Annotated in this window: 11 protein-coding genes; 3 read left to right on the top strand and 8 right to left on the bottom strand. The window is 37.5% G+C overall.

Annotation, left to right across the window (positions count from 1 at the left end; genetic code table 11):
- Nucleotides 1-105: 105 nt before the first annotated feature.
- The 6 genes from IGI78_RS09375 to IGI78_RS09400 form a co-directional block, all read right to left on the bottom strand.
- Nucleotides 106-1,077: a WxL protein peptidoglycan domain-containing protein gene (locus IGI78_RS09375; RefSeq protein ID WP_430617965.1), complete on the bottom strand. Its 972-nt coding sequence runs from the start codon at nucleotides 1,075-1,077 to the stop codon at nucleotides 106-108.
- 73 nt (nucleotides 1,078-1,150) lie between these two features.
- On the bottom strand, nucleotides 1,151-1,615 hold the full coding sequence (locus IGI78_RS09380; protein WP_229045497.1) for a hypothetical protein: 465 nt from the start codon (nucleotides 1,613-1,615) through the stop codon (nucleotides 1,151-1,153).
- A 288-nt stretch (nucleotides 1,616-1,903) separates the two neighbouring features.
- Nucleotides 1,904-2,521, bottom strand: coding sequence for a hypothetical protein (locus tag IGI78_RS09385; RefSeq protein WP_349702159.1), 618 nt, complete (start codon nucleotides 2,519-2,521; stop codon nucleotides 1,904-1,906).
- 432 nt (nucleotides 2,522-2,953) lie between these two features.
- Nucleotides 2,954-3,391, bottom strand: a complete 438-nt coding sequence (locus IGI78_RS09390) for a hypothetical protein (protein WP_077454388.1) — start codon at nucleotides 3,389-3,391, stop codon at nucleotides 2,954-2,956.
- Nucleotides 3,392-3,670: 279 nt separating this feature from the next.
- Nucleotides 3,671-5,203 (bottom strand): helix-turn-helix domain-containing protein, encoded by a 1,533-nt coding sequence (locus tag IGI78_RS09395; protein WP_229045496.1) that lies wholly within the window; start codon nucleotides 5,201-5,203, stop codon nucleotides 3,671-3,673.
- A gap of 672 nt (nucleotides 5,204-5,875) precedes the next feature.
- Nucleotides 5,876-6,343 (bottom strand): hypothetical protein, encoded by a 468-nt coding sequence (locus tag IGI78_RS09400; RefSeq protein ID WP_077454389.1) that lies wholly within the window; start codon nucleotides 6,341-6,343, stop codon nucleotides 5,876-5,878.
- Nucleotides 6,344-7,768: 1,425 nt separating this feature from the next.
- On the opposite strand from IGI78_RS09400, the gene IGI78_RS09405 reads away from it, so the two are divergent.
- The 3 genes from IGI78_RS09405 (at nucleotide 7,769) to IGI78_RS09415 (ending at nucleotide 10,182) form a co-directional block, all read left to right on the top strand.
- Nucleotides 7,769-8,269, top strand: coding sequence for a hypothetical protein (locus IGI78_RS09405; protein WP_086292230.1), 501 nt, complete (start codon nucleotides 7,769-7,771; stop codon nucleotides 8,267-8,269).
- Between the two features lie 324 nt (nucleotides 8,270-8,593).
- Complete coding sequence (locus IGI78_RS09410) at nucleotides 8,594-9,103, top strand: hypothetical protein (protein WP_349702158.1); 510 nt, start codon at nucleotides 8,594-8,596, stop codon at nucleotides 9,101-9,103.
- Between the two features lie 20 nt (nucleotides 9,104-9,123).
- Complete coding sequence (locus IGI78_RS09415) at nucleotides 9,124-10,182, top strand: hypothetical protein (RefSeq protein ID WP_430617966.1); 1,059 nt, start codon at nucleotides 9,124-9,126, stop codon at nucleotides 10,180-10,182.
- A gap of 226 nt (nucleotides 10,183-10,408) precedes the next feature.
- On the opposite strand, the gene IGI78_RS09420 is transcribed toward IGI78_RS09415, so the two are convergent.
- On the bottom strand, nucleotides 10,409-11,032 hold the full coding sequence (locus IGI78_RS09420; protein WP_430617967.1) for a hypothetical protein: 624 nt from the start codon (nucleotides 11,030-11,032) through the stop codon (nucleotides 10,409-10,411).
- Between the two features lie 564 nt (nucleotides 11,033-11,596).
- Entirely contained in the window at nucleotides 11,597-13,177 is a 1,581-nt protein-coding gene (locus tag IGI78_RS09425; RefSeq protein ID WP_005225872.1) for a peptide chain release factor 3, read from the bottom strand.
- Nucleotides 13,178-13,193 lie beyond the last annotated feature (16 nt).

Below are 13,193 nucleotides of genomic sequence, written 5' to 3' on the forward strand. Positions count from 1 at the left end.
TGTGGGAGAGCAAAATCAGCGGCCGCCCAACGGTCTGTTAAAGGATTAAGAAAGATTTTACGCAACAAGAAAAGTCTAGGGGTAACGATCTCCCCTAAACTTCTCTTATTTTTTTAGCAATTTTACAAGCGTTAAAATAAGCAAAACGGAAACGAGTGATAAGGCGATGACCAACCAAAGATTGGCTTTTGATTGAAAAGTAATTGTATTGCTAGAATCAGCAGCCTCCTCAATAAACTGGTCGACCTCTTCCTTTGTGTAATGAAAATAGGTTGTCGTTTCGTCGTTGCCATCTGATCGTATAAATTGATACTCCCCAGACATCAATTCGGCCCCATCCAACAATGGGACATTAAAGAGCGTTTTTATATAGGGTGAAAGAACAATCTGTTCCGACTCTATCTTCCCTTCAGCGATAATCTCCTGATTGGGATTGATCACACGATAGGTGCCACCCTCAGCATAGGTCACAAGCGGATCATTATTATATAGATAATAAGAAAGAGTCGTTGTGTCTCCAGTAATCGTAAATTCAAAATCCCCGATAGTCTGTTTTGTTCCTTTAGCCAGTTCATTCAGTTTTAGGCGAACGACGATTACTTTCTGATAGACTTGCTGAATATCTACAGAATCTTTATTTTCTTGTATGCCGATTACCTGAGAAAAATTGATCCCACCTAATACTTCCCCATGAATCCTTTTATTTACATTAATGATGATTTGAACATCTCGACTTTGCTTTGCATCTAATTGCAAAAAACCATCAACGAAATTCCCATCTTGCGGTTGGATTTTTACATAATTTTTTAAAACATAATCTTGGTTCAGTAAATTTTCTGTTTCCGCTACATAAGTCATCGAATTCCTCGTGGAAACAGCGATACTTGGAAAAACCGAGACTTCAATGGCATAGTTTTCAAGATTGGTAACAGTTGCCGCATAACGATATTCCTGATTCAATTGAGGTGCAAATTGAATATCCTTTACCTGACTTGTCTCATCATCAGCTTGGATCGAAACATTAAATGAAGAGCTGATCTGTTCTTCCGCTGCTACACTTTCAGTGTAAAAGAACATTCCTAAGAACAGGCAAAAAAAGACCACCTTAAAAAAACCGTATTTCTTCTCGCAGTCAGAACTAGACATGAAATTAAGGTGTAACGTCCGTAGCTTCTGATGCAGTCAAAGTGATTAGATAATCTGCTTTTTTGGTACTGTCAAATGTTGCTGGATCGATCGTATAGTCAAAAGTACCTGTTTGAGTTGCTTCGTATCCTTGCTCTGCTTCCACACTGAATACTTCACTTGTAGCAACGGTTAGACCAGGTGCACTTGTTTCTCCCGGCACTTGTGCTGTGATCACCACTTTTTTTGCACCAAAGGATTTATTCGCTAATGTTCCCGATAGTGAGAAAGTACCTGATAGCGGATCTGCTTTTGCATCCGTAAAACTAATCTCTGCAAAGTCAACCGTTTTTGTTTCAGCAGGTGTTTCTAACGTAAATGTTGCTGTTCCTTCGTTAACAGTTACAGCAACTTCCTCTGCTGCTACAGGTACGGACACACCAATAGAGAGAGCAAATAAGAATGCTGTTGCTAAGATAACCTTTTTCATTGATTTCATTCCTCCTTATATATTTTTTTGTAAGAATCGAGCTTACAAAAAAACTATACACTATTTTTTTTTGCAAACTTCTCTTCTTTTTGCAATTTTTTTCACCAAAAGAATAAAGGTTTTTTTAATCTTATCTCGCGAAATTTTCATTTGCCTCCATCAAAACTGGTGGCAGTTAATGAAAATAAATAGACATGAAAAGTGAAATTTTTTCAGATAACAGTCGTAACTCTTATTACTTTGACCCACTCTCTCTAGCAAACAAGGAAAAGCCAAGCCACTATTTGTTTATTCCGGCATGAAAGAAGTATCAGTCGTTTCCATTTCTTCCATCAGAGAAGAACGTTCACTACTCTGCAAGAGACTCTCTGTGGAAAAGGTTGTCTCTGTGGAAGAGGTGCTTGTGGTAGCTGATTCCCCCACACTCTCATCACTCTCGACGATGGATGCATGGTCTTCTTGCTTATTACTTGACGGCAAAAGTGATGACGACAAATTTTGATTCGTCGCTGCAGAAGAGATTTCCGTGATAGTAAAAATTACTTTATAGTTACCTTGATCTGCCGTCAGAAATTTTTTAGGATCTAATGTAACGTAAAAATGGTGGTCATCCATCGTTTCTGTTGCCACCATTTCTTCCGCATTTTCAAAAGCAGCGCTCAATCCACTGCCATTTGAAGAGATCTCCAAGTGATAAGCCGTTGTCACATCACTGGCAGAACTTTCAACTTTTAGACTACCTTCATAACTCAGTAATTCATTACTAAAATCAATCTCCTGAAAATCAAAAATGATTGGTTCTTCCACCGTTAGTGAAAAACTCGCTTCTGCAGCAAAAATTCGTTCCGTATACAATAAAGAAAAACACGAAACCATTAAAAGACAGCTTGCTTTAATCCGTTTCATCATTCTAGTTCTCCTTGAGTAAAAATACCTACTGTTTTAAGGCAAGACACGATTCACTATTACCAAACAAATGACATCCTTCCCTTTCTTGCGGTATCCCTCCGCTTAGAAAGGTGGTCTCTACTCGACAAAGGTAAAAAAACTGATCGTAAAGAGAGGTTCATATTCCCTTACGCACATTCCCTTCAGTCAGTTATCGTCAATAACTCCTTCAACAGCCATTCATCCAGTCAAAAAATAGTTAATGATTTTGGTCTTGTGAATCCTTCTCCGCTTAAATCATAGCATAAATGGAAAACCATCAATTCTCCTCAAAACGCCAATATTTACAGTCTAGGGAGAATTGGTTTCCTCAATGATGCAAAATGACACAACAGTTTATTTGTTTTAAGTCAGAGCTATTCTTCTATATAGCCAAAGGAACTTTCACTTTTATGGTTTCACCACCCAAGCCTCATCATAGTAATCGATCGTAAATTCAGTATTTGGAAATTCAGTCTTCACAAATTGCTTTATTACTGCCAACTCTGTTTCAACATTTGTAATCAAAGTGATATATTCTACCTTGTTTGTGTCCTTCAACTCGACTATGTATTGTTCTGCATCTGTCCAATGGGCATCAATAAATGTGAAAGCTACCTCTTCAGAGGCATGCTTAAACCCATCCATTATCAAAACGTTAGTGGAATCAACGATTTTCAACGTGTCTTTCAGGATATTCAATGAATCAACGATATATTTTTCTACTTGATCTAGGCCAAAGTTTATCGGAAACACGCAATTTCGATAGAAATGATCGTATCTTTTGTTAGCAAAACGTATGGAATACATTCTTTCACTTAAGCGTATATTTTCTATTATTTCCATCATCTTCAAATCACCTTCAGGTTTATTTATTACAAATAAAATTGCTATAGTTAAAATACCGCAATTCCGACTATTTTATTTATCTTTTTTTGTCAAAAATTTGCACATTATTTAGCAATTTTTTTTAATGCGGTCTCAAGCAACTCAAAGTAAGCGGTTCTTTCTCAAACAAGAAAAGCACCTGAGGACAATTTCCATTTCTTTTTTTAGCACTCATCTGCCAGCAACCCAAAACAAATTTTGAAACGACTCAAAAAAAGAGAGCGCCAGCTGCGCTCTGCTTTATGTATATTTCGCCAAGATCGCTGATTGGATCATGGCATTCAAATTATCCCAATCTCTTGTATTATGAACATTGCCAAAAAATGCAAATTTTTGTGATGCATTATGGATCAGCACACCATCTGAAACCAAAATATCAGAGTCAGCTAGATTGGCATTAAACTTGATAACTTTCTCATTATAGATTTTCAATAGCGTATTTTTGATAACAGGGATATATTCCGGATGATTCAAAAGAGAGATACCAATAGTGATTTGATCTTCTTTTTGGATAGGTAGGTAGGAAGTAACGATTTGGGAAAGCTTACGAATAAAAAGCGGCTCTCTCTCGATCCATCCCCGATGATTATTAAGGACCCGATCTATGATAACCTCCACTTCAACCAGTCGATCATTTGTATAATCAATCTCCCCGATTGACAAAAAATTATCTAGATACAGATGGATATAGCCCCAAGTATTGATCACTACTTCATAGATAAAAACTGATGAAGCCTGCTTTGTTAGAGCATATTTCTTTGAAAGTTGCTCAAGAATCTGAGAAGCAAAATCCACATAACCATTGTTTTCAAGCATGAGGAATTTTTCCCCGATCACCTTTTTTTCAGACTCTCTCACTGTTTCTGGGATGAAAAGCACCCGCCAAAAATAATAGTAGACAAGTTCTTTTTCCACATCAGATTGATTGCGAATAGGAAAAAGATTTGCCAGCTGTTGATCATTTTCTTTCTTTAAACAATGATAAAGCGCTAATGTTGACGCATCAACTCCAGGAACAATATTCCCTCGGAGAATGGCATTTTCAATAATAGAAAAAACGATCGCATGCTTGACCTTTGTCGTACGCAACGTCTCATAATCTTTGGCGATCCACTCCACACTAGAACGGATGGGATGTTCTGTATAAACATTACAGGCCATGACTTCGACGAGATAATGATACATGCGAATACATGATTCTTCCCCTGTTAATTGAATCGAATCACTGCTATTACTGATATTTATCGGTACATTTTGGACCGCGAACATTTTTTTTAAATAACTAAGCAGTTTATAACAATAGGAAACACTAAAAATCAGCTCTTCTGAAATATCCACCATTCGTGTTTTTCGTTTTCTTAATAAATAGATGAGGAGTTTGTAATAGGGAGATTCCAAAAAATACTTTTTTTTGAGGTTTACAAAAATATACAGACTTTGTTCTTGATTTAAATCATCAGACAGATGAAGTGTTCTTTTTTCAAGAAAAAAAAAGGAGTCCTCCAGCGTTGATATACCGGCTAGATCATCATCGATCTCAGTTAAGAGAATTTTCACCTGATAAAGTGACTTACTGAGGGATTCTCCAATCGCATCTAAAGAAAGTTGTTTTTCAACAACGAGATTTCTTACAATTGTTAGTTTATCAACTTGTTTCTTAGTTAAGTAAAACCTATACAATTTTTCTATATAATCCAATTTTTCAACCGCCTTAATAAAAAATATCCCAGCTTCCAATTGTATGAAAAAAACTTTAAGTAACTGCCAAATCATTCACAAAACGGTCATTTTTAAACATTTCTTCAACTTTAACTCATTCTAAGATTTTTCTCTTAATCTGAAAAGTATTCTGTCTGAGTGTAGTATTCACTGTTATGATACCCATTTTGGTATTGTAGCTCTGACTTGATCGATCTGCTTTTGGCATCAATAATGAATCTACATACGAAGCTTGTTCTTCAAACTCCGCAAATATGTGAAGAAAAAAAAGCATTTCTACACTTTCTGCTACATACTGATTCACAAAAAAACGCTTAATCCCGCAGCGCATCATTTATAGGAAAACTAAACTTGCACACTAAGATCCTTTCTACTGGTTAGGAGTGTTAGTCATAAGAAGGGGAAAATCAGCAGTCACATTGATGGTTCACTCTGTTCATGTAATCAAAGTTCTTTCGTCCATTGTAAAAAAAGTAAGCTGGCTTCTGCAGGAGTAATGGATTTGTAGCCTCTAGCCAATTCGATTGGCCAATGGCTCTCCTGAGGGATTGAGAAAGCTTGCTATTAATGTCTCGAGAAATTGATTGCTAGCTTTGTCGTTCTATCCACTTGCCGAAGACAAACTAAAGCAACTCCCTTTTACTAAGGCATAAAAAAGCGTGGTAAAATGTCAGAATATTCAAACATAATTTCCGATAGAAAAAGATGAGCTTCTAGAAAGAAGGATCAAGTTCCTTTTAGAGTACTGCGTTCTCGTTTTATCCAGCAATCTTTGTATTCATAGATATTCAAAATGACCAAGTCATCCGTCAATTCATTAAATGCGTCAATCAACTCTTTATCCCCCGCATCAACATTTCCTACTACCTTAAAGTCATAATAGTTGCCCGATTTGTCTACACATTCGATCACATAACAAATAACATCTCCCCAAAAATGCTCTAGTCGATGGTGACAACCGGCTTGATCTAAGCGTGCATGTTCCGCGATACAAAACACATGCTGGATCGTGTGGGTAAGGATGTTGATCTCCCCTAAAGAATCTTCCAAATACGCTAGCGTTTCAGCGATATCTGCTTTTTGATCAACAATAAGATTTCGCTCTAAAATCGAATTTACTTTATTACTGAAAAAACGAACGCTTATCATCAAAGCCTTTTGCTGTTCAATATTTTTTTCTTTAGACTGCAGCATATTTTCACACTCCTAAAAAGAACTTTAATCCTCTTTAATAAGCATATAGCATCTTCTTTTTTAATTTTATCGTCTTTTGATGAAAAAAACTAAAAAAAAAATAATCATTTATTATAATAAGAAGAATTTGCCAGTTACAGAAAAAAATGAGTGTTGAATTTTTTAAACGAAGCTCTGTCCTGAAAGTCAAAGGCTACCCCAAGAGTTTGCTAATTCCCTTCACGATCCATCCTGATAAAATAGGAGGCATCCTGTTTTGAATTGACAGTTCTCATGAATTGCACTTTCAAACAATGGGTTCTATTGAACATTCCATTACATCAGAAACCCTAACTCTGTTAGCTTTCTTCACCATGCCCCTGCTGGTCATTCCTAAAAATGATTCCGCTGAAATCCCTCTTTTCTTTGTAAGAATTTCAGATCGCTAGCACTCCTTCAACCGTCATCACAATAAACATAATTCTACCTATACTTTTTGGGACTGTTCAATCATAAATGATTTCTCAGCCCCAATTGATATAAAATAAAAAAGCCGATCTTTCTCAAATAAAACCTTAACCTGACACAAGAAAACAACAGAGAAAGTGAAATGCTCTACGAGGTCATTCTACCAAAAAAAACCCAAGATTAACAGATTAAAATGCACATTCTATAATTGTTTTCAATAATTTTGACGATATTCAACAAAATATTTATTCTATGCCAATTTTTGTACCACTTGAAAAGATTCCTGAGAATGCAGGCAAAAGCAATCTTAAGGACAATTGTAGAGAATAAAAGCGATCACTTAAATAAAGCCCTCAGAAAACTTGTTCTGTATTTCAGTGAATCTTGGATTTTTAAGAGACTAAATCAAAGGGTTGAAGTCAAGTCTTTTTTTGACTTCTGCCCTTCATCTAGCCTACCTGAAAAACCTCCACAAAATAGTGGCTGACGTTTACGCTGGGCATACTACTTTGCTTATGAACGAAACCGACTCAGATAAAGAAAATGACCTATGATCTTCATAGAGAAACGCCAATGCCAACAAACCAAGAGGATTGTGTTACTACAATTTTGACCGACAAATCACAGCAATTACTCCGAATAGCATCGGAAAAGTGCTTTTTTACCAATAGATCATGCATCACAAAATGGAGAGATGCCCTGGATGCCACCAGTTTGAAGCAATGGTTTCATTTGTTGTTCGTTTAATAGGCTATTTTTGCTTTACTCCTTCGTTTTAGTTATACAGGGACTTCCATAGGAAAAACAACCTATCCCTCCTTCAAAAATCCCCAGCAAAAACAAATAACCCTATTTTTTTATCAATTTTCTACACTATTTGTTGTTATTTTGCAAAAATATAGATAATATCCACGATAATTTCCCTTTATACTTTTTATATTCAGAAAAACATCTGAAAATCTAGAACGAGGTTTAAAAATGAAAAAAACTTTCTTAAGTATCACTCTCGGAGCCACAATCTTACTAACGGGTGGAGTCAATGCGACCGCCTTAAGCGTCAGCAATCCTAATAGCGACCCCCTCAAAGTTACCATCTTAGATGGAAATTCTGCTTTCGCTTTTCACAACGAAATGCGTTTAACGAATGGGGGAAGGTTTACTATCGGAGATGCCTTTTTCGAAAATAGCACTCTTTCTGCGCGAGGAGGAATTTCAAATGTGGGCGGCGCACTATTTAATTACACTCGCTCACCCATTGAGGTGATCGTTGAAGTCAAAGCCCCTGAACAAAGTGGCATCCAAATCACTGATAACCCAACAGTGACGATCAAAGCCGAGGCTATTTCTCGTGGAGAAAACACGATCAACTCCACTTATTCCGTTAGCCGTGAGACTGCTTTCTTAACAGAGCCACCAATAATTACTGTTACAGCCAGACTGTCAGGGGAAAGTGAAAACTTTTCTTGTGTATCACTATAAGCAAAAAAGATCGCCAATTTTTGTACACAATCGAATCATCCGAATCTTTTCTATAAAACGACAGAGACTTATTTATCAAGTCTCTATCGTTTACATTTTATAAACAAAAACCGACGCAGTAGTTTGCAGATCGTTGCTGCCAGCTTCAAATGAACAAATGATAATCGCAATAACAATTTTAACCACAATAAAATATTCCACCGTATATATTTTATATATTTTCAAAAAAATTAGCACTAAATCGGATAATCGCTACCCTAAATTGCATATTATAATTCATTTAAGCAGTGCAACAACTGCAATAATTAAAGTGAGGTTTTGAATATGAAAAAAATAGTTCTAGGCAATACATTCATTGCATCTTTGTTGTTAGCCGGAGGAGTCAACGCGTATGCTGTGACAGATGTCCCTGCCTCGGAGACGATTCCGATTGAACTCGAATATGGAGAGGCAACATTCGAGTTTAATGACGGCATCGCCTTGGAAGAACCTGTACAGATTACTGATGTTTTATTAAACAATGGAACTGTGGCAGGAACTATCTTAAATGTAGGTGGTACTTTGACCAATTTAACTGCTTCTACAGCAATCGTTAATTTTGTTGTAGAATCACCTGTTGGTTTTAATGGAATCCAAATAGACTCCTCTAATCTAGACGATTTGACTGCTGCACCTGTTGAAATCGTTTTCACTCCTGAAGGAACAGACATAACATTTACAATCGATCAAACATTTGCACAAGAGTTTGCTGCATTAGCAGAAGATGCAGACGCTCCTGTGATCACTGTAACTGCACAAGATGGTACCGATCCTGGTCAAACTCCATCACTATAATTTTCAAAAGGAAAAAAATCATGAATCATACATTCAAACACAGAAATTCTTTTCTAAGGATTTCTGTGTTGCTTCTCTTTATAGCATTCATTAGCAATGCAAGCATCCGTCGCGTAAATGCCGATGAAACTGCGAATTCATTAAAACTTACACTTAGTGAAACGGAGTACAAAACTTCTGACAATACCTTGAGTATTTCTCCTGAGATGGAGACGGCGTATATTGTTGAAATTACACTAGAAAATGTTGTATCCGGTGATTCATCCATTGTTGTCACACCTTACACCTCTACTGCTCTCTCACGAGAATCAGCTATCATCTATAGCGATGACCTAAACTTACTGCTAGATGACAAGTATAACTTTTCCAATTATGCATCGATCGAATCAGAGGCATTAGATGACGATAATCAAATTGAGATCCCTCCGAATGAATCCGTTCTGGTGACCGTTACGATTACTCTTCCAGAGGAGCCTGCACGTGAAGGAACCGTGATGGGGGCAATCAATTTTAGCCAGATCATGGGTCTTGAAACAGCAGAAGATTCAATCGGTATCAAATCTGTGTTTGAATCACTTATTTTTATCAACTTACTTTTTAGTGAAGTGGAAGAGCTCAAAGACGTCGTTTATGAAGATTTCTCCTTTGTTGCGCTTCAAGATACGGTAAACCTACAATTTTACGCCCTCAACTATAATCCTATTTTAGGCAACTTGAACAATGCGCTCTACGAACTAATAAACCCAAATGGAGAAATAATTGCCTCTGGGGAGTTAGCAGATTCCGTTCTTTTACCGCCGTTAACCAAATCAAGAATGCAAGTCCCTTTAATAGACAATAGTGAACTTATTGAAGGCGAATACCGTTTGACAATAGAAACAAGTAGAAAAGCAATCACCACTCTTTTTTCTTATGAGAAAGAAGACCTGGATGACTTCAAAAAAGAAAGCATTCCCACAAATACTGTCACTATTCAGTCAGACAATCAATTGTTTATCTGGATCATCCTAATTCTCTTAGCAGCACTTACAGTGGCAGTCATATATATAGTAAGATCAAAAAGAAAAAGAGAGGGCTAGCTCCTCTCTTTTGTGCTGTTTCTGCTTATTCCACTGCTCATCAATTATTGATAGCTTCCTTTTTAAAGTAATGTTGCGTATCTCCTCGCCGAAGTGGGACAAGAAAAACCGCTCATATCAAATAAGCGGTTTTTCCTGATATATGCCTAAATATTTTTTCTTCAATGATCATTTCTTTTGAAAAAAAGGTTGCTGTCTCGTACTGGCTTTTCTCCCCTATAAAAAACTAAGCACTAGCCTCATCCTCGACATCACTGATCGAATCTTCTAGTTTGGTAGAATCATTATCAAGGGAGTCTTCTTCCAAGTTTGCTTGCTCGTCGTAATTGGATTCTGCTTCTTCCTTTTGGCTCTCGGATTCATCTTCGATGCCATTGTCTTCTTGCTTTTCATCGTCTTGGTCTTCATCTGTCAAGTTTTCATCCGGTATCTCTTCTTTTTCCTCATCCGTCTGATTCATTTTTATCTCTTTCGTAAAGGTCTCTGAATCATCAATTGCTGTAAAAGTGACTGATAGGTAGTACTCAGAGTTGGAATCAAGATATTCCTTTATGTTCAATGTTGCAGCTATGTTAAGAATCATTGATGCTTCATCAGCATCCTCAATCTGAATGATCATCTCTTCCGAACCGTTCACGCTGTTTAGTTCTGCTGAAAATGCTTCTCCAACAGCAGTGATTGTAACGCCAAAAGCACCTTCACTGCCGTTGCTATCGACAGTCAGCTGAAGATCTTGTGTGGTTCTTAACAAATAATAGTGTTCATCCTTAAAGTCAATCGTGTTTAAATCAAAAATCAAAGTTTCGGAAACGTCATCAGCCATAGCCTCTAGTGTTGGAAATAAAATCATCACCGAAAAAATGAATAACAAACTTTTTAGCACTACCTGGTCCCCTTTCTTCTTTCAGAAATCACTTTTATTTAACAAATAATTATTCGCTTTAGCAAAATCGATCTATAGATAACTAGTAGCATCTGACAAAAAGAAGATGTCCCTCAATCAATGAATTAAATGCCCTCAAACACTGGCAATCTCTTCTCTGCTTTTCCTCTACTTTCAAACAAGAAGATAATTTCCTGAATCATTAAATGTTGCCTAGGCTATTTTTCTATTCATTTCAAATGCAATTCCTTGCTGTCATCTTTAATACTACGCTCTTTTCCCGACTCAATTTTATCTTCTTTTAAAAGAATGTTTATGAATTAGGATAATTTTTTCAGAAAATTCTTCAATCAATGAATCATTCACGACTAATCCCACATTTCATTCTGCATCAAAAGCACCCTGGCAGCACAAAAAAGCCCCTTCTTATCCATTTTGATAAGAAAGGACCTTTTACGATCGTTCACCTAAAAAAGATTCACGCTACCCACAAAGCTGAGTATACCTAAACAGTCTAGCGGGAAACGGCTCTTACATCAAGCTCTTCAATTCGACATCTGGGTACTTGTCAGCGAACCAACGCATTGCAAATTGATTTTCAAATAAGAACAATGGTTGATCGAAACGATCTTTCGCTAAAATATTACGGCTTGAGCTCATGCGCTCATCTAAGTCTTTCGGATCGATCCAGCGAGCGATCTTGTGGCCCATTGGGGTCATAATAACTTCTGCATTGTACTCATTCATCATGCGGTATTGGAAAACTTCAAATTGCAGCTGCCCGACAGCACCGATGATATACTCATCACTAAGATACGTCTTGTACAACTGGATGGCTCCTTCTTGGACCAACTGATAGATTCCTTTGTGGAATGATTTTTGCTTCATCACATTTTTTGCAGTGACTTTCATAAAGAGTTCAGGAGTAAACGATGGTAGCTCTTCGTAAGCAACTTTGAGTTTTCCTTCATAAATCGTATCACCGATTTGATAATTTCCCGTATCATAAACCCCGATGATATCTCCAGCGACTGCTTCTTCAATATTTTCTCGGGTATCTGCCATAAATTGTGTCACATTGCTGAGTTTCATTTTTTTACCGGTACGCTCTAGTGTCACGTCCATGCCTCGTTCAAAGGTTCCTGAACAAATACGGACAAAGGCGATCCGATCACGATGGGCAGGATTCATATTTGCTTGGATCTTGAACACAAACCCGGACATTTCTGGTTCATAAGGACTGACTTCATCACCGGCCAAAGTTTTGTGACCATAAGGTGCTGGTGCAAAGGACAAGAATGTTTCCAAAAAGGTCTGTACACCGAAATTCGTAAGGGCAGAACCAAAGAACACGGGTGTTTGATCGCCACGAGCGATTTTTTCTGTGTCAAAGGCATCGCCAGCTTCTTGCAGCAATTCCACTTCTTCTAAAACTTGTTGGAACAGCCCATCTTCGGCAAATGGATGGTCTGCAGGAAATTGTCCATTTTCATCTAGGGCAACTAAACGTTCCCCACCGTGATTGTCTGGACGGTAAAATTCGACCCGTTGGTTATGGATATCATACAGCCCTTCTAAGCCTTTCCCCATGCCGATCGGCCAATTCATTGGAAATGATTCGATCTCTAAAAGATCTTCTAGCTCTTCTAGTAATTCTAATGGTTCACGGCCATCACGGTCGAGTTTATTGATGAAGGTAAAAATTGGAATGCCGCGTTTTTTAACCACTTGGAAAAGTTTTTTCGTCTGCGCTTCGATCCCTTTTGCGCTATCGATCACCATAACCGCACTGTCCACCGCCATCAAGGTACGGTAGGTATCTTCAGAAAAGTCCTCATGCCCAGGGGTATCTAAAATATTGACCCGTTTGCCTTGGTAATCAAACTGCATAACGGAACTGGTAACGGAGATCCCCCGTTGTTTTTCAATTTCCATCCAGTCGGACTTTGCGAAATTGCCAGTCTTTTTTCCTTTGACCGTACCAGCTTGGCGAATCGCGCCACCGAATAATAATAATTGTTCTGTAATGGTTGTTTTCCCCGCATCCGGGTGGGAAATAATCGCAAAGGTACGGCGACTATCTACTTGTTGTTTTAATTTTGGATTATCCATTGATTTTATTGCTCCA

This window comes from Enterococcus sp. DIV1767 (genome assembly GCF_050542585.1).
GTDB classification, from domain to species: Bacteria; Bacillota; Bacilli; order Lactobacillales; family Enterococcaceae; genus Enterococcus_D; species Enterococcus_D innesii.